The sequence below is a fragment of the Sphingomonas sp. Leaf17 genome (assembly GCF_001421505.1).
Lineage (GTDB): Bacteria > Pseudomonadota > Alphaproteobacteria > Sphingomonadales > Sphingomonadaceae > Sphingomonas.
In genome coordinates this window covers 46,303-71,629 of sequence record NZ_LMKL01000009.1, presented here as the reverse complement: position 1 = coordinate 71,629, position 25,327 = coordinate 46,303, and the positions used below count along the sequence as shown (strand labels likewise).

General features: G+C 68.5%; 26 protein-coding genes. 13 read left to right on the top strand and 13 right to left on the bottom strand.

Going from position 1 to position 25,327, the window contains the following annotated elements:
• A complete protein-coding gene (locus tag ASE75_RS14165) occupies positions 1-738 on the bottom strand; it encodes an SDR family oxidoreductase (protein WP_055934733.1) in 738 nt (245 codons plus the stop codon).
• Positions 739-894: 156 nt separating this feature from the next.
• On the opposite strand from ASE75_RS14165, the gene ASE75_RS16085 reads away from it, so the two are divergent.
• Positions 895-1,020, top strand: a complete 126-nt coding sequence (locus ASE75_RS16085; protein WP_268796053.1) for a hypothetical protein — start codon at positions 895-897, stop codon at positions 1,018-1,020.
• Positions 1,021-1,286: 266 nt separating this feature from the next.
• Complete coding sequence (locus tag ASE75_RS14160) at positions 1,287-2,075, top strand: sulfite exporter TauE/SafE family protein (RefSeq protein WP_082464009.1); 789 nt, start codon at positions 1,287-1,289, stop codon at positions 2,073-2,075.
• A gap of 109 nt (positions 2,076-2,184) precedes the next feature.
• Here ASE75_RS14160 and ASE75_RS14155 read toward each other — a convergent pair whose 3' ends face one another.
• The 5 genes from ASE75_RS14155 to ASE75_RS14135 are packed head-to-tail and all read right to left on the bottom strand — an operon-like array spanning position 2,185 to position 6,080.
• Positions 2,185-2,778 (bottom strand): NADPH-dependent FMN reductase, encoded by a 594-nt coding sequence (locus tag ASE75_RS14155; RefSeq protein ID WP_055934731.1) that lies wholly within the window; start codon positions 2,776-2,778, stop codon positions 2,185-2,187.
• Between the two features lie 25 nt (positions 2,779-2,803).
• Positions 2,804-3,988 carry an MFS transporter gene (locus tag ASE75_RS14150; protein WP_055934729.1) on the bottom strand — a complete coding sequence of 395 codons (1,185 nt, stop codon included), beginning with the start codon at positions 3,986-3,988 and terminating at the stop codon, positions 2,804-2,806.
• A gap of 7 nt (positions 3,989-3,995) precedes the next feature.
• Positions 3,996-4,310, bottom strand: coding sequence for an alkylphosphonate utilization protein (locus ASE75_RS14145; RefSeq protein ID WP_055934727.1), 315 nt, complete (start codon positions 4,308-4,310; stop codon positions 3,996-3,998).
• A 31-nt stretch (positions 4,311-4,341) separates the two neighbouring features.
• Positions 4,342-4,746 carry a DUF1810 domain-containing protein gene (locus ASE75_RS14140; RefSeq protein ID WP_055934725.1) on the bottom strand — a complete coding sequence of 135 codons (405 nt, stop codon included), beginning with the start codon at positions 4,744-4,746 and terminating at the stop codon, positions 4,342-4,344.
• Positions 4,743-6,080 (bottom strand): glutamate--tRNA ligase, encoded by a 1,338-nt coding sequence (locus ASE75_RS14135; RefSeq protein WP_055934723.1) that lies wholly within the window; start codon positions 6,078-6,080, stop codon positions 4,743-4,745. Before ASE75_RS14135 ends, ASE75_RS14140 begins: the two co-directional genes overlap by 4 nt.
• A 98-nt stretch (positions 6,081-6,178) precedes the next feature.
• Here ASE75_RS14135 and ASE75_RS14130 point away from each other — a divergent pair, with 98 nt between their 5' ends.
• Positions 6,179-7,114 (top strand): ribose-phosphate pyrophosphokinase, encoded by a 936-nt coding sequence (locus ASE75_RS14130; RefSeq protein WP_055934720.1) that lies wholly within the window; start codon positions 6,179-6,181, stop codon positions 7,112-7,114.
• A gap of 399 nt (positions 7,115-7,513) precedes the next feature.
• Here ASE75_RS14130 and ASE75_RS14125 read toward each other — a convergent pair whose 3' ends face one another.
• Together ASE75_RS14125 and ASE75_RS14120 are read right to left on the bottom strand one after the other, a co-directional pair.
• On the bottom strand, positions 7,514-7,846 hold the full coding sequence (locus ASE75_RS14125; protein ID WP_200922373.1) for a PilZ domain-containing protein: 333 nt from the start codon (positions 7,844-7,846) through the stop codon (positions 7,514-7,516).
• A 24-nt stretch (positions 7,847-7,870) separates the two neighbouring features.
• Positions 7,871-8,401: a sterol desaturase family protein gene (locus ASE75_RS14120; RefSeq protein ID WP_055934717.1), complete on the bottom strand. Its 531-nt coding sequence runs from the start codon at positions 8,399-8,401 to the stop codon at positions 7,871-7,873.
• A 178-nt stretch (positions 8,402-8,579) separates the two neighbouring features.
• Here ASE75_RS14120 and sucC point away from each other — a divergent pair, with 178 nt between their 5' ends.
• From sucC to ASE75_RS14105, 3 genes are all read left to right on the top strand, one after another.
• On the top strand, positions 8,580-9,779 hold the full coding sequence (sucC, locus tag ASE75_RS14115) for an ADP-forming succinate--CoA ligase subunit beta (RefSeq protein ID WP_055934715.1): 1,200 nt from the start codon (positions 8,580-8,582) through the stop codon (positions 9,777-9,779).
• 199 nt (positions 9,780-9,978) lie between these two features.
• On the top strand, positions 9,979-10,728 hold the full coding sequence (locus ASE75_RS14110) for an electron transfer flavoprotein subunit beta/FixA family protein (RefSeq protein WP_055934712.1): 750 nt from the start codon (positions 9,979-9,981) through the stop codon (positions 10,726-10,728).
• Positions 10,725-11,654 (top strand): electron transfer flavoprotein subunit alpha/FixB family protein, encoded by a 930-nt coding sequence (locus tag ASE75_RS14105; protein ID WP_055934711.1) that lies wholly within the window; start codon positions 10,725-10,727, stop codon positions 11,652-11,654. The genes ASE75_RS14110 and ASE75_RS14105 overlap by 4 nt, the downstream gene beginning before the upstream one ends.
• 74 nt (positions 11,655-11,728) lie before the next feature.
• Here ASE75_RS14105 and ASE75_RS14100 read toward each other — a convergent pair whose 3' ends face one another.
• Positions 11,729-13,228 carry a M16 family metallopeptidase gene (locus tag ASE75_RS14100; RefSeq protein ID WP_162233749.1) on the bottom strand — a complete coding sequence of 500 codons (1,500 nt, stop codon included), beginning with the start codon at positions 13,226-13,228 and terminating at the stop codon, positions 11,729-11,731.
• An 87-nt stretch (positions 13,229-13,315) separates the two neighbouring features.
• On the opposite strand from ASE75_RS14100, the gene ASE75_RS14095 reads away from it, so the two are divergent.
• On the top strand, positions 13,316-14,020 hold the full coding sequence (locus tag ASE75_RS14095; protein ID WP_443025353.1) for a phytanoyl-CoA dioxygenase family protein: 705 nt from the start codon (positions 13,316-13,318) through the stop codon (positions 14,018-14,020).
• A 203-nt stretch (positions 14,021-14,223) separates the two neighbouring features.
• A complete protein-coding gene (locus ASE75_RS14090; protein WP_055934708.1) occupies positions 14,224-15,459 on the top strand; it encodes a dipeptidase in 1,236 nt (411 codons plus the stop codon).
• 7 nt (positions 15,460-15,466) lie between these two features.
• On the opposite strand, the gene ASE75_RS14085 is transcribed toward ASE75_RS14090, so the two are convergent.
• On the bottom strand, positions 15,467-16,486 hold the full coding sequence (locus ASE75_RS14085) for a histone deacetylase family protein (protein WP_055934706.1): 1,020 nt from the start codon (positions 16,484-16,486) through the stop codon (positions 15,467-15,469).
• Positions 16,487-18,082: a lysine--tRNA ligase gene (locus tag ASE75_RS14080; RefSeq protein WP_055934704.1), complete on the bottom strand. Its 1,596-nt coding sequence runs from the start codon at positions 18,080-18,082 to the stop codon at positions 16,487-16,489.
• Between the two features lie 109 nt (positions 18,083-18,191).
• Here ASE75_RS14080 and ASE75_RS14075 point away from each other — a divergent pair, with 109 nt between their 5' ends.
• From ASE75_RS14075 to ASE75_RS14065, 3 genes are all read left to right on the top strand, one after another.
• Complete coding sequence (locus ASE75_RS14075) at positions 18,192-19,253, top strand: acyltransferase family protein (RefSeq protein WP_162233748.1); 1,062 nt, start codon at positions 18,192-18,194, stop codon at positions 19,251-19,253.
• Positions 19,254-19,425: 172 nt separating this feature from the next.
• A complete protein-coding gene (locus ASE75_RS14070) occupies positions 19,426-22,143 on the top strand; it encodes an ATP-dependent DNA helicase (RefSeq protein ID WP_055934700.1) in 2,718 nt (905 codons plus the stop codon).
• On the top strand, positions 22,140-22,682 hold the full coding sequence (locus ASE75_RS14065) for a SixA phosphatase family protein (protein ID WP_055934699.1): 543 nt from the start codon (positions 22,140-22,142) through the stop codon (positions 22,680-22,682). The genes ASE75_RS14070 and ASE75_RS14065 overlap by 4 nt, the downstream gene beginning before the upstream one ends.
• 47 nt (positions 22,683-22,729) lie before the next feature.
• Here the strand turns inward: ASE75_RS14065 and ASE75_RS14060 are convergent, their stop codons facing one another.
• Together ASE75_RS14060 and ASE75_RS14055 are read right to left on the bottom strand one after the other, a co-directional pair.
• Positions 22,730-23,245, bottom strand: a complete 516-nt coding sequence (locus tag ASE75_RS14060) for a DUF177 domain-containing protein (RefSeq protein ID WP_055934698.1) — start codon at positions 23,243-23,245, stop codon at positions 22,730-22,732.
• Positions 23,242-23,787, bottom strand: coding sequence for a ubiquinol-cytochrome C chaperone family protein (locus ASE75_RS14055; protein ID WP_055934697.1), 546 nt, complete (start codon positions 23,785-23,787; stop codon positions 23,242-23,244). The genes ASE75_RS14060 and ASE75_RS14055 overlap by 4 nt, the downstream gene beginning before the upstream one ends.
• Before the next feature lie 126 nt (positions 23,788-23,913).
• On the opposite strand from ASE75_RS14055, the gene ASE75_RS14050 reads away from it, so the two are divergent.
• A complete protein-coding gene (locus ASE75_RS14050) occupies positions 23,914-24,426 on the top strand; it encodes an outer membrane protein assembly factor BamE (RefSeq protein ID WP_055934695.1) in 513 nt (170 codons plus the stop codon).
• Between the two features lie 148 nt (positions 24,427-24,574).
• Positions 24,575-25,081: an RcnB family protein gene (locus ASE75_RS14045; RefSeq protein ID WP_055934693.1), complete on the top strand. Its 507-nt coding sequence runs from the start codon at positions 24,575-24,577 to the stop codon at positions 25,079-25,081.
• Positions 25,082-25,327 lie beyond the last annotated feature (246 nt).

Here is a 25,327-nt window from a genome sequence, read left to right as displayed (position 1 = left end):
TCACAGCACCGACCATCCGCCGTCGATCACCGCGGTCGTGCCGGTGGTAAACGCGCTTTCGTCACTGGCGAGATGCACGGCGAGCGCCGCGATTTCCTGTGGGCGGCCCAGCCGGCCGACCGGCTGGCGCGCGGAAAAGGCGGCGTGGACCGCGTCGAAATCCTCGGCCCCGGCCTCGGCCTGCGCGCGCATCCGTTCCAGCAGCGACGGGCTTTCGACGGTGCCCGGACAGATCGCGTTGCAGCGGATGCCCTGGCCGACGAAATCGGCGGCGACCGCCTTGGTCAGGCCGATCACCGCCGCCTTGGACGCGCCGTACGCGAAGCGGTTGGGTACGCCGATCAGCGACGACGCGACGGACGCGATGTTGACGATCGAGCCCGATTTGGCGGCGATCATGCCGGGCAGGAACGCGCGGATCAGCCGGTACATCGCGGTTGCGTTCAACCCGAACGACCGGTCCCAGTCCGCCTCCTCGCAATCCAGGATGGTGCCGGCATGGACATAGCCCGCCGCGTTGACGAGGATGTCGACCGGCCTGATCCGGTCGGGCAGCGCGGCCACCGCCGCCGCATCGGTCACGTCGAGCCGGAACGCGCCCGCAAGACCCGTCAGCGCGGACTCGTTGATGTCGCAGGCATGGACCACCGCGCCCTCCGCCAGAAACGCCTCGGCGATCGCCCGGCCGATGCCCTGTCCGGCCGCCGTCACCAGCGCCGTCTTGCCGCTCAATCGCACGTTCCCGCTCTCCCATCGTCGACTTGTGGCGTCACGATGTCATATATGAAAACCACTTTCAACTACGGGGTGGCGGTCGCCATTGCGGCGGTCTGGCCACCGGCCTAGGCTGATGGTCTGCGAGGGCATCTCCGCCCCTCGCGCAAGGAACCCGTCATGGCCAAGGGCCAGCAGAAGAAGACGCGCGAAGTCCGCAAGCCCAAGGCCGAAAAGGCCCCCAAGGCCAACGCCTCCAACCCCACGCAAAAGGGCAACCCGGTCGGAATCGTGACCATCAAGTAACGGCGGGCGCAGCACATGGTGTTCCCCGGCGGAGGCCGGGGAGCGGTGAAGGTGGCCGACGCGCCACCTTCTTCTCGTTTCCCCGCGCAGGCGGGGATCCAGGGCCAGGCCATATAATAGCCGGTGATACGCCGGGCCGTGGACCCCCGCCCGCGCGGGGGAACAGAAGGCGTGTTGCAAACGTGTTCCCTGCCGGACAGCGCGCGCCAGCATACCCCGGTCCGATCAGGCCCCGGCAACAGGCCAGCCCCAACCGACGGAACCCGATGCCGACCCCGACCGCCAGCACCCTGCTCCACGATCCATGGTTCCTGATCGCCGCCACGCTGGCGGTCGTTCTGCTGGGGCTGGCCAAGGGCGGGCTGTCGGGGCTGGGCGCGCTGGCCACGCCGATCCTGGCGCAGGTGGTCAGCCCGGTAACGGCGGCGGCGATCCTGCTGCCGATCCTGATCGTGCAGGACGTCGTCAGCGTCTGGTCGTTCCGGCATAGCTGGGACCGGTGGATCGTCGGCTGGATGCTGCCGGGCGCGCTGATCGGCATTGCGCTCGGCTGGGCGTTCGCCGCCATTCTGCCGGTCGTGGCGGTCATGGCGGCGCTTGGGATCATCACCACCGGGTTCGGGCTGTGGCGGCTGTGGATCGAGCGCGGCGGGCGACAGGTCGCGGCCTCGCGCTCGCCCGGCTGGGTCGGTACCATCTTCGGCATGGCGACCGGCTTCACCAGCCAGATCGCGCATGCCGGCGGCCCCCCATTCCAGATGTGGGTCACCCCGCGCCGCCTGCCGCACCAGACCTATGTCGGCACCAGCTCGGTCCTGTTCGCGATCGTAAACTGGGCCAAGGTGCCGGCCTATGTCGCGCTCGGTGCGTTCGGCGGGGCGACGCTCAGCGTCGCCGCCGCGCTGCTGCCGCTGGCGATCGGCAGCACGTTGCTCGGCGTCTGGATCATCCGCCGGATGGACCCGCGCCGCTTCTACGTCCTCGTCTATCTGCTGATGGTCGCGCTGGGGTGCAAACTGCTGGTCGACGCGCTCGGCCATACCGGCGGAGGGTGAGGGGGCGCTGCGAGAGTTTTCGGAAAAGCAGAACGCCCGCGAATCCATCCCCCCCCCGGCCTTCGCTGGGGGGGGATGGAACGATAACCCCTACGCCACTTTCTGCCCCTCAATAGGGCGGATCGCGCCGCGCGCGCTGGGCCTGCACCGCCTCGGTCCACCACGCCAGATCGTCGGCGAAGCGCCCGAACGCGCGGGTCAGCGCGTTTCCCGCCGGTCCGGTGGCCCTCGCGTCCGCATCCAGCGTCTCGCCGATCGGCCCGACCGTCAGCGTGCTCGACACCACCGCCATGCCCATTTCGGCGAGGCTCCCGTGCCATGCCACGTTCGCGCGCGCACCCGACAGGCGTCCCGCCGAATAGCTCGCCACCGCCGCCGGTCGCCAATACCATTCCTCCAGGAAATGGTCGGTCAGGTTCTTCAGCCCCGGCTGCACGCCCCAGTTATATTCGCCGGTCACGAACACGAACGCATCCGCCGCGCGGATCTTGCCCGCGAGCGTCTCCATCGCCGCCGGCGCGGTGCCGGGGGCATGTTCCTTGTACATCCGGTCGAGCATCGGCAGGCCGATCGCCTGCGCGTCGATCAGTTCGGCGTTGCTGCCCCGCGCGATCAGCCCGTCGACGATGAAGCGGGCAAGCCGTATCCCCATCCGGTCCGACCGGTAGGAGCCGTAGAAGACGAGAATGGAATCGGCGGCCATGCGATACTCTCCTGCTCGCTCGGGGTTACGCGCGTCGGCGCGCGGCGACCAGCTGGATCGCGGTCGCGGCCCCGGTCACGGCGAGTCCGAAGCCGACGACCGCGCTCCAGCCGCCACCGCGCCACGCCAGCATCGCGCCGCTCGATCCGGCCGACCCGCCGAGGAACATCACGCCCATGAAGATGGTGTTCAGCCGCGCCCGCGCTTCGGGGCGCAGCGCGTAGACGATGTGCTGGTTCGACACGAGCACGCTCTGCACCGCGAAGTCGAGCAGGATCACGCCGATCACCAGCCCGGCGATCCCGGTCCACAGCCCGAACAGGCCCCATGCGACCAGCGCCAGCACCACCCCCATCAGGATCGCCAGCCGTGGTCCGCGCGCGTCGGCCAGCCGTCCGGCGATCGGCGCGGCGAGGATGCCGACCGCGCCGACGATGCCGAACAACCCGGCGATATCGGCCCCCAGCGCGAAGCGCGGCTCGGCCAGCCGGAACACCAGCACCGTCCAGAACGCGCCGAATCCGGCGAACAGCAACCCTTGCGTCACCGCCGCCAGCCGCAGCGCGGGAAAGGTCCGCCACAGATCGACCAGCGACGCCATCAGCGCGCCATAGCTGCGGGTTTCCGGTGTCCGCTCGGGCAGACTGCGCGGCAACCGCCACGCCATCACCGCCGCCATGCCCAGCGCCAGCGGCACGCCCAGCCAGAACATCGCCCGCCACCCGGCTTGCGCCGCGACGAACCCGGCCAGCGTCCGGCTGAGCAGGATGCCGCACAGCAGGCCCGCCATCACCGTGCCGACCGTCGCGCCGCGCCGTTCGGGCGCGGCCAGATGCGCGGCCAGCGGCACGACCTGTTGCGCGACCGTCGCCAGCACGCCGACCGCGAGCGAGGCGATCACCACCAGCATCGCCGAGGGGGCCAGTGCGGTGGCGATCAGCGCGAGCGCCAGCAGCACGAACTGCCAGACGATCAGCCGCTTGCGCTCGATCAGATCCCCCAGCGGCACCAGCAGGAACAGGCCGGCGGCATAGCCGATCTGGGTCGCGGTCGGGATCAGCGCGGCTGTCCGGCCGGGCAGGTCGGCCTCCATCAACGCCAGCATCGGCTGGTTGTAATAGATGTTGGCGACCGCGACACCGGCGGCGACCGCCATCGCCAGCGTCAGGCCGCGACCCATGACGGGCGGGTCGGATACGGGCGTGGTCATCGCCCGGTCACCGCTTCTTCACGAACTCGGCGCGCAGGACGAGGCCCTTGATCCCGTCGAACCGGCAATCGATTTCCTGCGCGTCGCCGGTCAGGCGGATGGATTTGATGAGCGTGCCGCGCTTGAGCGTCTGACCCGCGCCCTTGACCGTCAGATCCTTGATAAGCGTCACCTGATCGCCATCGGCCAGCACGTTGCCGACCGAATCGCGCACGACCACCGTGTCGCCATCGGCCGCGCCCCCGGCCTTTGCCGCTGCATCGGCCGCGCTGATCCATTCGCCGCTTGCCTCGTCATAGACGAAATCGTCCGCGTCGCTCATGTCGTCGTCCTCAATGATGGTGTCGGCGGCGTCACAGGCGACGCAGCGTTTCAGGATCGTCCACGCCGCCGAAAAACCGGTCGACGCAGGCGCGGTACGGTGTCGGATCGTCCGCCACGGCCGCAAAGAGGGTCATCGACGACCGCAGCTTGACCGCGTCAATCTGCCCGAGGATCGCAATAGAGTTGCCATTCGCGGCGGCGACCGCCAGCGTCGCCTCGACCAGTCGCGCGCCCAGCACCGGGTGGGCGAGATACGCCCGCGCCTCGCCCGCGTCGGCGATGGCATAGGTCCGCGCCATCGCGCTTTGCCCCAGCCCGGCGATCTGCGGGAACACGAACCACATCCAGTGGCCGGTCTTGTGGCCGGCGCGCAACTCCGCCAGCGCGGCCGGATACACCCCGTCCTGCGCGGCGACGAACCGGTCGAGACTCATGCCGACAGCCGTTCGACCGCCCGGTCCCGCCCGATCAGCGGCAACAGCGCGGCCATTTCCGGTCCATGGTCGCGTCCCGTCAGCGCGCGGCGCAGCGGCAGGAACAGCGCCTTGCCCTTGCGCCCCGTCTCGGCCTTCAGCGCGTTCGTCAGCGCGTGCCACGGGTCGCCGGCCCAGTCGACCGCGCTCGCCAGCCGCGTGGCGCTGGCCAGGAAGTCGCGATCCTCGTCCGCCACGTCCGCACGGACCGGCCCCTCGATCACCCGCCACCAGTCGGCGGCATCGGCCAGCACGGTCAGGTTCGGCCGCACCGCCAGCCATTCGCTCTCGCCCATCCCCGCCGGCAACCGGTCGGCGACCTCCGCGAAGGGCAGGGTGTGGAGGGTGCGCGCGTTCAGCTGCGCCAGCTCGGCCTCGTCGAACCGCGCCGGCGCGCGTCCGAACCGGCCGAAATCGAACGTCGCCATCAGCGGCTCAGGCTCGGCGATCGGCTCGACGGGATCGCTGGTGCCGATCCGCGCCAGCAGCGCGCGCACCGCCTGCGGCTCGATGCCCACCTCGCGGAAATGATCGGTGCCAAGCGACCCCAGCCGCTTCGACAATTTGCCTTCCGCGCCGGTCAGCAGCGCGGCATGCGCGAAGGCGGGCGGCGTCGCGCCCATCGCGGCGAACATCTGCAATTGCAGCGCGGTGTTGGACACATGATCCTCGCCGCGCACCACATGCGTGACGCCCATGTCGATATCGTCGATCGCGGACGGCAGCATGTACAGCCACGATTCGTCCGCGCGGCGGATGACGGGATCGCTCATCGTGGCGGGGTCGAACGTCGCCGGGCCGCGCACTAGGTCGTCCCAGTGGATCGGCGCGTCATGGTCAAGTTTGAAGCGCCAGTGCGGCGCGACCCCGGCCTCCGCGAACGCCGCCTTCTGCGCGTCGGTCAGTTTCAGTGCGGCCCGGTCGTACACCGGCGGCAACCCGCGCCCGGCCAGCACTTTTCGCCGCAGATCGAGTTCCTGCGCGGTTTCATAGGCCGGATAGATCCGCCCGGCCGCGACCAGATCGGCAAACCGCGCTTCGTACAACGCGAACCGGTCCGACTGCCGCACCTCGGCATCCGGCGTCATTCCCAGCCAGTCGAGATCGGCGCGGATCGCGTCCGTGAACCGTTCCTCGCTGCGCTGCGCATCGGTATCGTCGATCCGCAGCAGGAACCGCCCGCCCATCTTCCGCGCGAACATCCAGTTGTGCAGCGCGGTGCGAATGTTGCCGACATGCAGCCGGCCGGTCGGCGAGGGGGCGAAACGGGTGGTGATGGGGGCGATGGCGGTCATGGGGCAAGCCTTAGTCCGCGCGGCAAAGCGGGCAAAGCCCTTCCGCTGTCACGCCGCTGTCACTATGGGCGTGGCAACACGGGCGGAGGGACTCCCTGATGAAACTGATGACCGGCAATTCCAATCTGCCGCTGGCGCAGGCTGTCGCCGCCTATATGGAAATCCCGCTGACCGAGGTCAGCGTCCGCCGCTTCGCCGACGAGGAGGTCTTCGTCGAGATTCATGAGAACGTGCGCGGCGAGGACGTGTTCGTGCTTCAGTCGACCGGTTTCCCGGCCAACGACAATCTGATGGAACTGCTCATCATGATCGACGCGCTGCGGCGCGCGTCGGCACGGCGGATCACGGCCGTCCTCCCCTATTTCGGCTATGCCCGGCAGGATCGCAAACCCGGCCCGCGCACGCCGATCTCGGCCAAGCTGGTCGCCAACCTCATCACGGTCGCCGGCGCGGACCGTGTCCTGTCGGTCGACCTCCACGCAGGGCAGATCCAAGGGTTCTTCGATATCCCGACCGACAATCTCTACGCCGCGCCGGTCATGTCGGCGGATATCCAGGCGCGTTTTGCCGGCAAGAACCTGATGGTCGTCTCGCCCGACGTCGGCGGCGTGGTGCGCGCCCGCGTGCTGGCCAAGCGGCTCGACAACGCGCCGCTCGCCATCGTCGACAAGCGGCGTGAGCGGGCCGGCGAATCGGAGGTGATGAACATTATCGGCGAGGTCGAGGGCCGCTTCTGCATCCTGATCGACGATATCGTCGATTCGGCCGGTACGCTCTGCAACGCCGCCGCCGCGCTGAAGGAGGCGGGGGCCGAGGATGTCGTCGCCTATGTCACCCACGGCGTCCTGTCGGGCGGCGCGGTGGCGCGGGTCGCGGGGTCAGAACTGCGCGAACTCGTCATCACCGATTCGCTCGGCAACCGCGACAGCATCGGCACGACCAACCGCATCCGTCACCTGCCGATCGCCCCGCTGCTGGGCGAGGCGATCAAGCGGATCGCGGATGAAACGAGCGTGAGCAGTCTGTTTGATTAAGGGGCGCAGGCGCGGCCACGCCCGCGCCAATGCGGCAACGCCGCAGCGCACCGCCCGGCCGACGGGTCGGCTCTAGGCCGAACCCGTCCGACGACGGCTTTGCCGGCGTCCGATCTGCTCCCGACACTGGCTCGTCGTCAGAATTACGGTGGTGAGGACAAGGTAACTCTGCCCCCGTCATTGCTTCGCTGCGTTGGCAATGACGAATGAAAATATATCCGGGGTGGTCCAGCTTTTGTAAGCGCAGGACTCATTCCTGCCCCGTCCCACATATAAGGACGCCGGCAAAGCCGCCGTCGGACGGGTTCGGCCTTTGGCCAACCCGCCAGCCGGACCGGGCGCTGCGCGTCGGCTTCGCCTTGCGCATCGGCGCGGGCGTGGCCGCGCCTGCGCCCGGTCTTACCGCTGGCTCAGGCCCACAATGTGATCGAACACCGCCGGATGCAGCGGCTTGGCGAACGCGCAGCCATATTTGTACTTCTCGCGCCACGCGACGACCGCCTCAAGCGGGGCGAGGCCGGGCAGGGTGAGCCAGACGACGGTGCCCGGCCACAGGGTAAAGCTGGTTTCCGCCCGGAAGCCCGACATCGACAGGTCCACGACGTCGATCTCGAACCGGGTCTGTCCCCGATCGCGCAGATGCGCGCGCATCTTCACGGCCTTGCGCAGGGCACGACGGTGGTCGTCGCTGTCGGTCGGCGCGGCGGGGGGGATCGGGGCGAAATAGGTCATGGGCATTTCCTGCGCCCCAAAGCGTTACTTTTCGGCAAACGCACCGTGATTCGATGCGGTTGCGGCGGGTGCCCTGACCCCGGCACGCTGACGCCGCTTCAACTCGGCCTTCAGATCCTCGGGCCGCGGGGCGACGAGGAAACCGAAGCTGACATTGCCCTCGCGCGTTTCCACCACATGATGCAGCCGGTGCGCCTGCACGATCCGTTTCATGTAGGTCGATTTCGGCAGGTAGCGGGTCGGCAGGCGGCGGTGGACGATGATGTCGTGGAACCCGAAATAGATCGCGCCATAGGCGGCGATCCCCGCGCCGATCCACGCCCAGCCTTCCCACCAGCCAAGCTGCACGCCGCCCAGCAGCAGGACGAACGACGGCACCGCGAAGATCGCGGCGTACAGGTCGTTCAATTCCCAGTTGCCGGTGCGCGGCCGGTGGTGCGATTCGTGCAGGAACCAGCCGAAGCCGTGCATGATCCAGCGGTGCGCCGCATAGGCGAACGCCTCCATGCCGATGACGGTGGCGACGAACAGGGCGATGCCGAACCAGATGGACATGACAGGTATATAGGGCGGGCGCGCCGCCCCGTCATCAAACCCTTGTTATGATCCCGCCAAAAAGCGCCTGTTGCGAACGCGACGCAAGACCAATACCGTAAGGGGTGGATTGTTCGCGGTCGCTGTGCTCTACGCCACGGCAAATATCCCGACGGCTTTACGAAAGGGCACACTCCCCATGAACATCCACGAATATCAGGCCAAGGAACTCCTCGCCAAGTTCGGCGTGCCCGTTCCGGCCGGCTTTGCCGCGCTGACCGTCGAGGAGGCCGTCGCGGCATCGAAGAAGCTCCCCGGACCGCTCTATGTCGTCAAGGCGCAGATCCACGCCGGCGGCCGCGGCAAGGGCAAGTTCGTCGAACTCGGCCCCGACGCCAAGGGCGGCGTCCGCCTCGCCAAGACCGAGGACGAGGTTCGCGCGGCCGCGACCGACATGCTCGGCAACACGCTGGTGACGATCCAGACCGGTGACGCCGGCAAGCAGGTCAACCGCCTGTATGTCACCGACGGCGTCGACATCGCCAAGGAGTTCTACCTCGCGCTGCTCGTCAACCGCGCCACGGGCCGCGTCTCGATGGTCGCCTCGACCGAGGGCGGGATGGACATCGAAACCGTCGCGCACGACACGCCGGAAAAGATCCACAGCATCGACATCGACCAGGCCACCGGCTTCATGGCGCATCACGGCCGCGCCGTGGCCGCGGCGCTCGAACTGACCGGCGACCTCGCCAAGCAGGCGGCGAACACCGCGTCGAAGCTGTACGACGCCTTCATCGGGACCGACGCCGAGCAGATCGAGATCAACCCGCTCGCGGTCACCGACGACGGCAAGCTGATGGTCCTCGACGCGAAGGTGGCGTTCGACGGCAACGCGCTGTTCCGCCACAAGGACCTGCTCGAACTGCGCGACGAGACCGAGGAAGATCCGGCCGAGCTGGAAGCGTCGAAGTACGACCTGGCCTATATCAAGCTGGACGGTGACATCGGCTGCATGGTCAACGGTGCCGGCCTCGCCATGGCGACGATGGACATCATCAAGCTGAACGGCATGTTCCCGGCCAACTTCCTCGACGTCGGCGGCGGCGCGAACAAGGAAAAGGTCACGGCTGCGTTCAAGATCATCCTGAAGGATCCCAATGTGAAGGGCATCCTGGTCAACATCTTCGGCGGCATCATGCGCTGCGACATCATCGCCGAGGGCATCGTGGCTGCGGCGAAGGAAGTGAACCTGTCGGTGCCGCTGGTCGTCCGGTTGGAGGGCACGAATGTCGAGAAGGGCAAGGAGATCCTCGCGACCTCCGGCCTTGCCATCGTTCCCGCCAACGACCTTGGCGACGCGGCGCGCAAGATCGTCGCCGAGGTGCAGAAGGCGGCCTGATTTTCAGCCCCGTCTGACGAATCGCAAAGGGTCCGGGCGGAAACGTCCGGGCCCTTTTTCGTTGATGCGGACGGCCGGTGGGCAATGCCGTTACGGCAACCCGGATTTTCCATACCGGACTTGCGAAAACGACGTGAAGTAGCCAAGTACGCGGCAGAGACGATCGCGTAAGAACGAGTCAATTGCGGAAGGACCCTCGATGAAGGTGCTGGTGCCGGTCAAGCGTGTGCTTGATTACAATGTGAAGCCCCGCGTGAAGGCGGACGGGACGGGCGTCGATCTCGCCAACGTCAAGATGAGCATGAACCCGTTCGACGAGATCGCGGTCGAGGAGGCGATCCGCCTGAAGGACCGCGCCGGCGTGACCGAGATCGTCGTCGTGTCGATCGGCGAGCAGAAAAGCCAGGAAACGCTGCGCACCGCGCTCGCCATGGGGGCCGACCGCGCGATCCTGGTCGTCAGCGAGAGCAAGGTCGAGCCGCTGGGCGTCGCCAAGATCCTGGCGAAGATCGTCGAGGAGGAAAAGCCCGACCTCGTGATCCTGGGCAAGCAGGCGATCGACGACGACAACAACCAGACCGGCCAGATGCTGGCAGGCCTGCTGAACTGGGGTCAGGGCACGTTCGCGTCGAAGGTCGAGATCGCCGACGGCAAGGCCGTGGTGACGCGTGAAGTCGATGGCGGGTCAGAAACCGAGAGCCTGACGCTGCCGGCGATCATCACCACCGACCTGCGCCTGAACGAGCCGCGTTACGCCAGCCTGCCCAACATCATGAAGGCCAAGTCGAAGCCGATGGCCAGCAAGACGCCGGCCGATTTCGGTGTCGACGTGACCCCGCGCCTGACGACGCTGAAGGTGGTCGAGCCGGCCAAGCGCACCGCCGGGATCAAGGTCGCCGATGTCGACGCGCTGGTCGGCAAGCTCAAGGAAATGGGAGTCACCAAGTGAAGACGCTCGTCTGGGTCGAACATGACGGCAAGACCGTCAAGGACGCCACGCTGTCGGCGGTGACGGCCGCCGGACAGATTGGCGAGGTCCATCTGCTGGTCGCGGGGCACGGGGTCGACGCGGTCGCGGCCGAAGCCGCGAAGATCGCGGGCGTCGGCAAGGTCCATGTCGCCGACGACGCGGCCTATGACCATGCGCTGGCCGAGAATGTCGCGCCGCTGGTCGTCGCGCTGATGGCCGACCACGACGCGTTCGTGGCCCCGGCCACCACCACCGCCAAGAACATCGCCCCGCGCGTCGCGGCGATGCTCGACGTGATGCAGATCAGCGAGATCCTGTCGGTCGAAAGCGCGGATACGTTCACCCGGCCGATCTATGCCGGCAACGCGATCGCCACCGTCCAGTCGTCGGATGCCAAGAAGGTCATCACCGTGCGTGGCACTGCCTTCGCCAAGGCCGCGACCGAGGGTGGCGCGGGTACGATCGAGGCGGTCGCCTCGACCGGCGACGCCGGCCTGTCGACCTTTGCGGGTGCCGAGATCGCCAAGTCCGAGCGGCCCGAGCTGACCAGCGCCAAGATCATCGTCTCGGGCGGTCGTGCGCTGGCATCAAGCGAGCAGTTCCACGCGCTGATCGACCCGCTGGCCGACAAGCTGGGTGCGGGCGTCGGTGCCAGCCGTGCGGCGGTCGATGCGGGCTATGCCCCCAACGACTATCAGGTCGGCCAGACCGGCAAGATCGTCGCGCCGGAAGTTTATGTCGCGGTCGGTATTTCCGGCGCGATCCAGCATCTCGCGGGCATGAAGGACTCAAAGGTCATCGTCGCGATCAACAAGGACGAGGACGCGCCGATCTTCCAGGTCGCCGACATCGGCCTCGTCGGCGATCTGTTCAAGATCGTCCCGGAACTGACGTCGAAGTTGTAGAGCAATCCGCAAAGCGGCAGATCTACAACTTCGACCGGCCGGCGCGGCTACAGCAGCGACCGACGACGCGGGGTTCACCCCCGCGTCGTCCCGCCGCAACCGGCATCGTCAGCCGCCTGATCGGCAACAGCCCGAACGACGCCCACGGCGTCCGGCACCGCCGCCAGTTCCGGTCCCTCCACCCGGACATGCACAGGGCCGGCCCGCCACTGCCTACGCCACCAGCGGTTGCCGTCCTTCACGCTCACGGTCGGCAACCATGCTCGCGCATGACGCAGCAGTTCGTCGGGCGGGATCAGGTCGCGGCCGTCCGCCACCGCATGCGACAGGTCCTTGGCGAGTTCGACATTCGCCATGTCGGCCATGTTCGCGCTACGCTGGTCCAGATCGCGGATCACGTTCGTCCGCGCGGCCGCCCATTCCGGTGCGGAGAACCCGACGGTGACCAGCCGGCACGTCAGGCTGCGCACCCCCGACAGCGCCGGCCGCCACTGATCGCCGGTAAAATTGTCCCACAGCATGATCTGACGGAAGCCGGGGTCGCCATTCTCGATGAACGCGCCGACCTTGCCCGGTGGAGATGCCGATTGCGCGGCGGCCAGCCGGTCGCCGACCGCGCGCACCGCCAGCAGGTCCATCAACGTCACCTCCGCCTGTCGCTGGCGAGTGCGCGGTACGGCCGGGGTCGGCATCGTGACGGTGACCAGTGCGGTGCGGCGGCCCCCTGCCTGGCTTGAAACGCTGACGGGGGCGATGCGGTCGGCATGGATCATCGGCGGCGGCGCGGGCACGGCGGTGGGGCCGGTCGCGGTCCAGTCACCGAACCGCCGTTCGATCAGCGCTCGGGTCTGGCCCACGTCGACATTGCCGACGACCACGATCATCGTCGCGCGCGGCTGATACAGCCGGTGATACAGCGCACGGAGGGTCGCGATGCTCGCGGTCGGTACATCGTCCGAGTTCTGCGCGTCGATCACGTCGTTCGGCGATCCCGGCGCGACCGCCGCGATATAATCGGCAAAGATGGCATTGCCGGATTTCTTGTCGGCCATTTCGCGCATCACCGAAGCCCGCTCGCCATCGACCGCGTCGGCACGGAAAGTGAGGTCGCCGACCGCCTCGCGAAACAAACCAAGCAGCGTATCGAGGTCGACGGGTCTGGTCGTCCGGGTCGACAGGAAATAATTCGATTCGCGCCAGCTCGTCGAGCCTGCGGTCGGGGCCGGAAAGGTCAGCGGCAGGCCGATCCGCGGAAAATGGTGCAGGTCGTCCGGCGCGGCCCGGACCGGGCTGGCAAAGACGATATGCTCGATCAGGTGCGCCAGACCGCGCTCGCCCGGCCGCCGCTCGGCGATGAAGCCGCCCGCGTTGCGCAGGAGCAGGCCGATGCCCGGCTCCTTGCCGGTGCGTGGCAGGATCGCGTAGCGCACGCCGTTCTTCAACTGCCCGGTGACCACCGGCCGCCACGCGGCGGATGCGGCCGGGGTATCATCGGCCCGGACCGTGGTGGCGGCGGCGGCGGCGACAAGGACGACCATCCGCAAGGCGCGGGCATATCGGGTACGCAGGGGCAAGGCGATCGTCTCCTGTCGGTCGGCGGCTGGCCGGACCAGTCCCGCCGGGATAAGATGTGGGCGGCGTTTGCGGCGAGAAGGTGGCTGATGCAGTGTGACGATGCCGACAGGGCGCGCGGGATGACGTCGTCGTTCGACCTGACGACGCACGGCGCGGCGCTGTACGGCGGGGCCGCCTGTGCGATGCTGCCCGCGCTGGACCGGTTCGTGGCCACGCTGCCCGCCGATCGCGCTGGCCTGCGGCTCCACGGTCGCCCGTTGCTGGCCGATCTGCTTGGTCCCGGTCATGCGCCCGGCCGGATCGCGGCGGCCGTGCTGGGCTTGCCCGCGCGGCCGGTGCGCGCGATCCTGTTCGACAAGACGGCGGCGACCAACTGGGCGCTCGGCTGGCATCAGGACCGGACGATCGCGGTGCGCGCGCGGGTTGGAACACCGGGCTTTGGCCCGTGGACGGTCAAGGCCGGCATCCAGCATGTCGAGCCGCCGTTTGCGATCATCGCGGCGATGCTGACAGTGCGCATCCATCTCGACGACGTGCCCGACGACAATGCGCCGCTGCTGATCGCGCCCGGCTCGCACACGCTCGGACGTATCGCGGAGGGCGCGATCGCCGATACGGTCGCGCGCTGCGGCACGGTCGCCTGCACCGCGCGCGCCGGCGACATCTGGGCCTATGCGACCCCGATCCTCCATGCGTCGGCCGCCGCCAGCGGGGCAGGCCATCGACGCGTGCTCCAGGTCGATTTCAGCGCATCCGGGCTACCCGGCGATCTTGCCTGGCTGGGGGTTTAGCGTCGTCTCCCCCGCCGGTATCGCGGCGCTTGCATTGGGGCTGTCCTACACGCCGCATCCGTGCATGATGGCGCCATGCCACCGTATCATCCCGCCCCCGTTTCCGTATCGTCGCCGACGGCTTGCGGCGAACTGGCGGGAGCGCGTCACGAACCACAACATCCTCCACTTCGCCTCGGTCGCCGCCGCGAAAGCGCGCGGTCGTGACGCTCGCCATCGCCCTGTTGTTCGCAAGCGTGGCGGATCCCGCGATACCGGCGCGAATCGACCGGCTGCTCGCGCGCGCGCCGGTGGTCGACGGGCATAACGACCTGGCATGGGAGATCCGCGCGACGCTGGCCGCCGGCCCGGAGGCGCTCGACCTGAACGCCGACACGACAAAACTGCCGCACCCGCTCCAGACCGATATCCCGCGATTGCGCCAAGGCGGCGTCGGCGCGCAATTCTGGTCGGTGTGGATCCCGGCCACCACGACCGGTGCGCAAGCCGTGGAGACGACGCTGGAGCAGATCGACATCGTCCGACGAATGGTCGCGGCCAACCCGCGCAACCTGGCGCTGGCGACCACCGCGGCCGACATCCGCCGCATCACGAAGGCGGGGCGGATCGCGTCGCTGATCGGGGTGGAGGGCGGCCATCAGATCGACGGGCGACTCTCGGTGCTGCGCCAGTACCGCGCGCTCGGCGTCGGCTACATGACGCTGACGCACGGCCGCAGCCTGCCCTGGGCCGACAGCGCGACCGATGCGCCGATCGCTGGCGGCCTGACCGCGTTCGGGCGTCAGGTGGTGGCGGAGATGAACCGCATCGGCATGATCGTCGACGTGGCGCATGTGTCCGACGCGACGATGCGCGCGGTGCTGGCCACCACGGTCGCGCCGGTCATCGCCTCGCACAGCAGCGCGCGGGCGCTGGCCGATGCGCCGCGCAACATTCCCGACGACCTGTTGCGGGCGATCGCGGCCAATGGCGGGGTGGTGATGGTCAATTGCTACCCCGCGTTCCTGTCGGCCGCGTGGCGGGCCTGGGACCAGCAGCGCAGCGCGTTCGCGAAGACCGCCGGTGTGCCCGCCGACGTCTATGGCCCGCGCAGCCCCGCGCCGCTGGTCGCCTGGGACGCCGCGCATCCGATGCCGGTCGTGACGGTCGCCACCGTTGCCGATCATGTCGACCATATCGCGCAGGTGGCGGGCCACGACCATGTCGGGCTTGGCGGCGATTATGACGGAATACAGGGGACCGCGCCGGTCGGCATGGAGGGGGTCGACGGCTATCCGCGCCTGCTCGCCGAACTGGCGCGGCGCGGGTGGAGCGACACCGATCTGGCGAAACTGACGCAGGCCAACATCCTGCGCGTGATGGCGCGGGTGGAGGGCGTCGCGGCGGCGCAAGCAGGGCGTCCGCCGATCGACGCGACGGATGCGCTGGCGGTGCGATAGGGGTGGCTCAGGCGGAGCCGCCCCCGAATCCGCTCAGGAACGCCGCGACATTGTGGCCCAGCGCATCGACGGCATAGCCGCCCTCCATGACAATCACGGTCGGCCAGCCGCGCGCGGCGATGTCCGCCGCCAGCACCGCATAGTCCGGCGTCTCCAGCGCGAACCGCGAAATGGGATCGCCGACCCAGGTATCCGCGCCGAAGCTGACCACCAGCAGGCCGGGGTCGAACGCGGTGATGGCGTCGAGCGCGGTCGTCTGCGCCGCGCGGAACGCCGGCAGGGTGGTGCCGTGCGGCAGCGGCAGGTTGAGGGTCGTACCCTCGCCCTCGCCCGCGCCGCGCTCGTCGGCATGACCCCAGAAGAAGGGGTAGTCGGACGCCGGATCGGCATGGACCGAGGCATAGAAGACGTCGGCCCGGTCGTAGAAAATATCCTGCGTGCCGTTGCCGTGGTGATAGTCGATGTCGAGGATCGCGACCCGGTCGACCCCGCCGTCGCGCGCGACCTGCGCGGCGATCGCGGCGGTGTTCAGGTGGCAGTATCCGCCGCAATAATCCGCCCCGGCATGATGGCCCGGCGGGCGGCACAGCGCGAAGGCGGTGGCCTCGCCGGCGAGCACCGCGGCGGTCGCCGCGACCGCGCTCTGGGCGCTGGCATAGGCGGCGGCCCAGCTGTCGGGCGTGATCGGCGTCGTCGCGTCGAAACTGTGCTGGCCCATCAGCGCGTCAATCCGGTCGAGCTTCAGCGGCCGCCGCCCGATGACCGGAAAGGCATAGGGGATCGCATCGCCGGGCCGCCCCGCCGCCGCCCACAAAGCCGGCGCGGTCTTCAGGAACGCGACATAGGCGGCGGTGTGGACGGCCAGGATCGGGGCCTCGCCATGGTCGTCCGGCATCTCGGTCGGGCCGATCGCGGCCAGCATCGCATCGACCCGCGCCGGCGTCTCGGCATAGGCGGTGAACCCGCCATTGTGCAGCTCGCGCGCCGGTGCGTGGTCACGCTGGCGGGGATCGAAGAAGCGGCGCATCTACCGCGCCAGCGCCTCGGCGATCAGGCGGCGCGAATTGTCGATGCCGTACAGCGCGATGAAGCTGCCCATGCGCGGGCCTTGTTCGGACCCCAGCAGCGTTTCGTACAGCGCCCTGAACCAGTCGCGTAAGGTGTCGAATCCGCCCAGTTCCCCAAACTGCGCCTTGCCGATTTCGTAGACGATGGTCTGGATATCCTCCGCGCTGGTGCCGGCCGGCAACGCGGCCAGATCCGCGTCGAGCCGTTCGAGCGCGGCGATCTCGACCCCCACCGGCGCACGCTTCCTGAGGGTCGGCGCGACGAAATCGCGGCCGTACGCCAGCGCATGGTCGATCAGCCGGTCGAGTTCGGGATAGCGTTCGGGCGTGGCATCGGCGACGTAGTTGGCGAGATAGCCCCAGACCTGCGGCTTGGTCGCATCGCCCATCACCCCGACCAGATTGAGCAACAGGCCGAACGTCACCGGCAGCTCGCCCTGCGGCAACTGCCCGTCATGAATGTGATGGACCGGATTGCCCAGCTTCTGCCTGGCGTCCTGCCCGGCGTAATTCCCGCGGAACTGCCAATATTCGTCCACCGCGCGCGGGATGACACCCATGTGCAGCGACTTGGCCTTTTTCGGTTCGCGATAGGCGTAGAACGCAAGGCTTTCCTGCGGGCCATAGGTCAGCCACTGTTCGAGGCTGAGGCCGTTGCCCTTGGACTTGGAGATCTTCTCGCCATTCTCGTCGAGGAACATCTCGTAGTTGAAACCCTCGGGCGGGCGGCCGCCGAGCACGCGGGCGATCTTCGACGACTGGGTGACCGAATCGATCAGATCCTTGCCCGCCATCTCGTAGTCGACGCCCAGCGCGACCCAGCGCATCGCCCAGTCGACCTTCCATTGCAGCTTGGCCTTGCCGCCCAGAACGGATTGCTCGACGCGCTGCCCCTCATCGTCGAAGGCGATGATCCCCGCGTCGGCATCGACCACCTCGACCGGCACCTGCAGCACGATGCCGCTGGTCGGGCTGATCGGCAGGACCGGCGAATAGGTTGCCCGGCGCTCGGCGCGCAGAGTCGGCAGCATCACGTTCTGGATACCCTGGAAATGCCGCAGCACACCCTTCAGCGCCTCGTCGAACCGGCCGGAGCGGTAATAGTCGGTCGACGACACGAACTCGTAATCGAAGCCGTACTGGTCGAGAAAGTGGCGCAGCCGCGCGTTGTTGTGCGCGGCGAAACTGTCATGCGTTTCGAACGGGTCGGGCACCTGCGTCAGCGGCTTGCCCAGATGACGGTTGAGCATCGCGCCGTTCGGCACATTGTCCGGCACTTTCCGCAGGCCGTCCATGTCGTCGCTGAACGCGATCAGCCGGGTGGGAATGTCGCTCAGCGTGTGGAAGGCGTTGCGCACCATCGTGGTGCGCAGCACTTCGTTGAACGTGCCGATATGCGGCAGGCCCGACGGACCATAGCCGGTTTCAAACAGGATCGGCGAACCGTCCGGTTTCCCATTCGGCCAGCGCTTCAGGAGCTTGCGCGCCTCCTCATAGGGCCAGGCCTTGGAATCCAGTGCGGCGGTGCGCAATTCGGTCGCGATCGGGTCTTGCATGGGCTGAGCGTCTAACGGCTTGGATCGGCCTCGTCACCCCAGGTGGTCGACGGACAGGGGTGGCTGTGTGTAAGGCGCTGGCGATGTGGGGGATGTTTTGAAACGGGCGGTGCCAGCACCGGTGCCCGGCAAGGCGCATGGCAACGCGTTCGGCGTGCTGCGGCTGGTGCTGGCCGCGCTGGTGATCGTGTCGCACAGCGCGGAGATGCTCGACGGCAACCGGTCGCGCGAACTGCTGACGCGGATGTTCGGGACGATCTCGTTCGGGGAGTTCGCGGTCGACGGGTTCTTCATCGTCAGCGGCTCTCTGGTCACGGCCAGCTTCGTGCGGCGGCCGAAGATCCTGTCCTATCTCTGGCGGCGGATTGTCCGCATCTATCCGGCGTTTATCGCGGCCACGCTCGTCTGCATCCTGGTGGTCGCGCCGCTGGGCGGAGTCGACATCACCCGCATCAGCCAAGCCGGGTGGAAGCAGTTGGCGATCCGGGCGCTGACGCTGGAGCCGGTCAATATCCGGGGCGTGTTCGCGGGCCAGCCCTATGCGTCGCTGAACAGCGCGATGTGGACCATCGCCTATGAATTTCGCTGCTACCTGCTGGTGCTGATCCTTGGCGTAACGCGAGCGTTGAAACGTCCATGGATCGTCGTCGGGCTGGCCGCCTGTTGCCTGCTGGTGCCGATCCTGATGCCGGTGTCGACCTTCGCCTATCTGCGGGACGATCCGGTCGCCAAGACCGTGCTGGTCAACCCCCTGGTGGCCGCGCGGCTGGCGGGACAATTCCTCGCCGGTGCGTGCTTCTTCCTGTTCGGGCGCGGACCACGGCCGACGATGCTGACGGTGGGCTTGGCGCTGGTCGGCCTGTGCGTCGGTCTGTCCTTCAAGCCGACCGCCGAGCCGGCGGTGGCGATCTTCGGCGGCTATCTGATCTTTGCCATCGCGTTCCAGACACGCTGGCGCTGGCTGAACCGGATCAACGACAAGGACGACGTGTCCTACGGACTGTATCTTTACGCCTGGCCGGTGGCGATGCTGCTGATCCGCTACTGGGCGGGGATCTCGTTGGGCGCGTTGATGCTGGCGACGCTGGTGGGCGCGCTGGCGATGGGCGCGGTGAGTTGGTTCGCGGTCGAAAAACCGGTGCTGGCGCGGTTCCGGGGTAAGGCGCGGTAGACATCACACATCCCGTCATGGCGAGCGCAAGCGAAGCAATCCAGCGCGTAGCGGGCCGCGCTGGGTTACCCCGCCTACATTCGCAATAACGGGCGACGGTAACGGCCAGGCGATAGCGCCTATTGCAGCCGTTGCCCTTTCGTTCCATGCTTGGCGCGCTATGTAGGGGGCGATGCTGCCATATCCCGCCCTCCACGCCAGCCATGGCGGTATCTGGCTCGCGACCGAAGACGGCACGCGCGGTGTGTCACGCGGCGAGGCGATCCGGCTGGCGGCGGATACGAAGGTGCTGCTGCTGAACGCGCCGCTGATCGGGCAGCGGCTGGGCTATGCCGATCTGGCCGGTCTGGACGTGCTGGAGCTGTTCGCGTTCCTGCACCCCGCGCGGTTCATGGTGCCGACCCCCAAGGGCGTCGCGCGGGTCACCGGTCTCGACGTGCCGGAGAATGACGCGCAGGTCGCCGCCTTCCTGCGCGCCGCGACCGAAAGGCTGCTCGACACCCCCAAGACCGACTGGCCGGAGCGGGAGGGGGCGTGGACCGCCTGTCAGTCGCTGATCCGCGGCGGATGGGCGTGGGGGCCGATCATCGGCGAGCGGCTGGCCAAGCCAAGCGAGAACGAACGCTGGCTGTTTTCAAAACTGCCCGAATGGTCGGAAACCGCGCCGCGCCCCGCCCCGCGCACGATCCTATTGCCGGCGGAGGATACCGCCGAGCGGCTGGCAACGCTGGTCGGGCAGGGGGCAGAGGTGCGGTCGGGGCAGCGCGCCTATGCGCAGGCGGTCGCCGACGTCTTCGGCCCACGCGTCGTGCGCGATTCGCCCAATTTGGTGCTGGCGGAGGCGGGCACGGGGATCGGCAAGACGTTGGGCTATCTCGCGCCCGCCTCGCTGTGGGCCGAGCGCGCGGGCGGCGCTGTGTGGGTGTCGACCTATACCAAGGCGCTGCAACGCCAGTTGTCGGGTGAAACCGCGCGGATCTTCCCCGACCCCGCGATCCGCAAGGCAAAGGTCGTGACGCGCAAGGGGCGCGAGAATTACGTCTGCCTGCTGAATCTGGAGGATGCGTTGCAGGGCGGGTTCGCGGGCCGCGCCGCCATCCTCGCGCATCTGGTCGCGCGCTGGGCGGCGTATACGGCGGATGGCGACATGGTCGGCGGCGACCTGCCCGGCTGGCTGCCGACGCTGTTCCGGCGCAACGGGTCGACCGCGCTGACCGACCGGCGCGGCGAGTGCGTCTATGCCGGGTGCCCGCATTACCGCAAATGCTTCATCGAACGCGCCGCGCGGGCCGGGGCGGAAGCCGATATCGTCATCGCCAATCACGCGCTGGTGATGGTCAACGCGGCGCGGGGGCGCGAGACGAATACCCGCCCAACCCGCTATGTGTTCGACGAGGGGCATCACCTGTTCGACGCCGCCGACGCGATGTTCGCGACCGCGCTGACGGGGCAGGAGACGATCGAGCTGCGCCGCTGGATCCTTGGCCCCGAATCGGGCGGGCGCGGGCGGCGGCGGGGGCTGGCCGCGCGTCTGTCCGACGTGGCCAGCTATGACGAGGGCGGCGGCCGGGCGATCGCCGATGCGGTGGCGGCCGCGCGTGATCTGGCTGCCGACGGCTGGTTGCAGCGGGTGGGCGAGGGCGCGCCGTTCGGCCCGATCGAGACGTTGCTGGGCGCGGTGCGCGGCCTTGCCTATGCGCGCGCCGAACAGGCGGGGGACGCCGGATACGGGCTGGAAACCGAACTGGCCGAGCCGTCGGCGGAGCTGATCGAGGCGGCGGGACCGGCCGCACAGGCGCTCGATGCACTGGTGCGGCCGCTGGTGACGCTGGGGCGGCGGCTGGAGGCGGTGCTGGACGAGGGACCGGACTGGATGGACGGGCCGGCGCGCGCGCGGATCGAGGGCGCGGTCGCGTCGATCGGCTGGCGGGCGGAGACGGTGGCGGCGTGGCTGGCGCTGCTGGCGCGGATCGGCGGCCCGGTCGATCCCGATTTCGTCGACTGGCTGGCCGTCGACCGGATCGAGGGGCGCGAGTTCGACATCGGCCTGCACCGTCACTGGCTCGATCCCACCCGGCCGTTCGTGGAAACGGTGCTGAAGCCCGCGCATGGTGCGCTGGTGACGTCGGCGACGCTGACCGGCGGCGGCGAATGGGCGGTGGCGGAGGCGCGGGCGGGCGCGCCGCACCTGCCGCGTGCGCCGTCACGGTTCCAGGCGGAAAGCCCGTTCGCCTATGCCGACCAGTCGGAGGTGCTGATCGTCACCGACGTGAAGCGTGGCGATGTCGCGGCGCTCGCCAATGCCTATGCCCGGCTGATCGTCGCGTCGCGGGGCGGTACGCTGGGGCTGTTCACCGCGATCCGGCGGTTACGCGGGGTGCATGGCCGGATCGCCGACCGGCTGGCGCGCGAAGGACTGCCGCTGATCGCGCAGCATGTCGACCCAATCGACACGGGCACGCTGGTCGATATCTTCCGTGATGATTCCAACGCGTCGCTGCTGGGCACCGACGCGCTGCGTGACGGGGTCGACGTGCCGGGCGAATCGCTGCGACTGGTGGTGATGGAGGGGGTGCCGTGGCCAAAGCCGACCGTGCTGCACGGCGCGCGGCGGCTGGCCGGCGGCGGTTCGGCCTATGACGACCGGCTGGTCCGCGCGCGGATGGCGCAAGCGTTCGGGCGGCTGATCCGCCGCGCCGACGATCGCGGCGCGTTCGTGATGCTGTCCGCCGCCATGCCCTCGCGCCTGCTCACCGCCTTCCCGCCGGGCGTATCGGTGCGGCGCTGCACGCTGGACGAGGCGGTGGCGCGTGTTGCGGAGCGGCTTTCCACGACCGCGCCGATCGGGCATGGCACCCGCGAAACCGCTGGAGGATTCGTCGCCCCATGAAGACGCTGACGCTGCTGCGCCACGCCAAGTCCGGCTGGAACGACCCGGTGACCCGTGATTTCGACCGACCGCTGAATGCCAAGGGCAAGCGCGCCGCCGCGCTGATCGGACGCTGGCTGCGCGATGAAGGGTTCGCGTTCGACCATGTCGTCGCCTCGCCTGCGGTGCGCGTGACCGAGACGCTGGTCGATGTGTCCGGCGGATACGGCGCGACGATCACGCCCGAATGGGACCGGCGCGTCTATCTCGCCTCGGCCGCGACGCTGCTCGATGTAGTTCACGCCCTGCCGGACACGGCCGGATCGGCGTTGCTGGTCGGGCATAATCCGGGGCTGGAGGATCTGGTGCTGATGCTGGTCCCCCGGTCCGACGATGATCCGTACCGGATCGCGGTCGAGGGCAAATACCCGACCGCGACCGTGGCGCAGATGACGTTCGACGTCGCGTCCTGGGCCGATGTCGCCGCCGGCGGTGGCCGCTTCGTCGGCTTTACCCGCCCCCGCGACCTGGACCCGTCGCTGGGGCCGGATAGCGACTGACCCCGCCTTACGTCTTCTCCAACCCCGTTACGTCTTCGCCAGCCCTGTTACTTCTTCGCCAGCAACGCCTTCAGCCCGGCGAGCGGCCCGGTCGCCACCTCATCCTCGCTGACGACGCCCGCCGCCTTCAGCGTTGCGGCGGCATTGGGGCCACGCGGGAATGGATCGAGCGCCAGCGCCATCGTCTCGGCCGCGGCCTCGCCAAGGTCGATCGCCCCGCCTTCATAGGGAATGGTGTCGAGCGATTCGCTGTCCAGCTCGACTTCCTCGGCATCGGGCGATTCGGCGACGAAGCGCAGCGCCGCCGTCTCGTCGATCCGCACCGGCAGCGGTTCGCCCGTCACCGAACACGCCTGCACCACCGCCGCCGTCACTCGTCCGCGCGCGGAGATGCCCGACGATTCGCGCCGGACGGCAAAATCGGCATCGAGCCGGTCGACCGAGAGCAGGCCGAAGCGGGTGGCCAGCGCCGCGCGCTCGGTCGCGTCGGCGGTGATGGTGACGGTGCGCTCCCGCTCGCCGATCGTGTCGACGCGTTCGGTCCGGCTGAATTCGGGGGTCATGCCTGTGGTCCTTCGGGCAGATGGCCCTGCACGAGCGATGCGACCGGCGTGGTGGCCAGCGCGGCGTGCAGCGCGAGAAGCGTATCGCGAACATGGGCGAGCGCGGCGTCACCCGGCGCATCGCCGCGATACAGGTTGCGGACCAGTGCCGCGTCGAAACCGGCGGCGGCCGATCCGTCATGCCGACCGTCGATGGTGTCGCGGTACGCGCCGAGGCGGCCGCCGAGCATCCCCATCATCTTGCCGATATGCTTGCCGACCACGACGTCGCCGACACCCAGTTCGCGCAACTGGCCGTCCATGTCGTCGATAAAGTGTTCGGTCAGCCGGGCGGCGACCGGCGCGCCCTCGGCGTCACCCTCCAGCCGGATCAGCACTACCGACAGGACGGCGGCGATCATGTCGAAGCGGCCATCGACGGTATCGGGCACCGCGCCCGCCAGATACCAGTGTTCGGCCCGCGCGCGCAGCACGACCGCGTTGTATAGCGGCAGCGCGACCTCCGCCTGCCGTCGTCCGAATAGCCCGCTCAATACGCCCAAAGCCGATACCCTCTCGTCCGGCGGCCTTGTCTGTCCGCCCGTCCTCGCATATCGAGGCGTTCGACACCGGATGCAATCGCGCAACGCGTCCGTACTGTCCGGTCGCGTGCCCGCCTGGAGACTATCATGAGCCTGTCCCGTTTTCGCGTAGCGCCCCGCGCACGTATCGTGCTGGTCGCCATGCTCGGCCTCGTCGCGGCGGCCGGCTGCACTCCGCTTCGGTCGCATCAGGGCTATGTCGTCGATGTCGACCTCGTCAACTCGGTCCAGCCGGGCGTCGATAATCGCCAGTCGGTTCTCCAGACCCTGGGCAAGCCCAGCTTCGCCGGTCAGTTCGATCAGGGCGACTGGTATTATATCGCGCGCGACAGCCGCAACTTCGCGTTCCGCAATCCGCGCCCGGTGTCCCAGATCACGTTGCAGATCAGCTTCGACAAGGCCGGGACCGTTACTGGCGTCCGTCGTGGCGGCGTCGATCAGGTCGTGAGCATCAGCCCGAGCGGCGACAAGACGGCGACCGCCGGACGCGGCCGCGGGTTCTTCCAGGATCTGTTCGGCAACATCGGTTCGGTCGGTGCGCCGGGTGCCGCCGGCGGCGGCCAGCAGGGCGGCGGCGGTTCGGGACGCACCCGCCCATAATCGCCCGGACCCGACCGGCACGGTCGTCTGCCCTCCTGTCGCTTTGCTGACCGCGACGTTCGCGGATCGTTCAGGCGAGGGCAGGCATATCCCCTGGCAAGGCGGCATGGACTCCGGTCCGCCGCCGTCATGCTCAAGGGAGACGATCATGCGTACACTGATCACGACCATCCTGATGGCCGCCGCCGCGTTCCCGGCCGTGGCATCGGCTCAGTCCAACGCCGAGCTGCGTCGCGACCGGCGCGACATCCGCCAGGAACAGCGCGAACTGAACCAGGCCCGCCGTTTCGGCGATCGCGGCGACATCCGCGACGAGCGCCGCGATGTGCGGGAGGCGCGGCAGGAATATCGCGAGGACCTGAACGACCGTAACCGCCGGTTCGGCCGCAATGACTGGCGCGGATGGCGGGACCGGAACCAGGCGCTGTACGCCCGTGGCAACTGGCGCGCGCCGTTCCGCTATCAGACCTTCCGCCCCGGCCTGCGGATTGGCCAGCCCTATTATGCGCGCAGCTACTGGATCGCCGATCCTTGGCGGTATCGCCTGCCGCCGGCGCGCGGGTATCAGCGGTGGGTCCGGCATTATGGTGACGTGATGCTGGTCGACACGCGGCGCGGCATCGTGGTCGACGTGATCCGCGGTTTCTACCGCTAAGCCGCTTGCGCTGTCACCAATAGCTCCGGGCGGCCGCCGTATCGACCGCCCGGTGTTGGTCGCGCCGCGTGCTACGCATCGGCGCGACCGTGCCGTGCTTGGACCGGCACAGATCCCCGGAAAGGGAAAGGGATCACAAGCCGCAACGCGCGGTCGGGCCTTTGGTTCGCGGCAAAATCGGCACGTTGCAAGAAAAGTACAGGTCGATGCCGCCGCGCGCACTGCAATGTGCATTGCGCTGTCCTC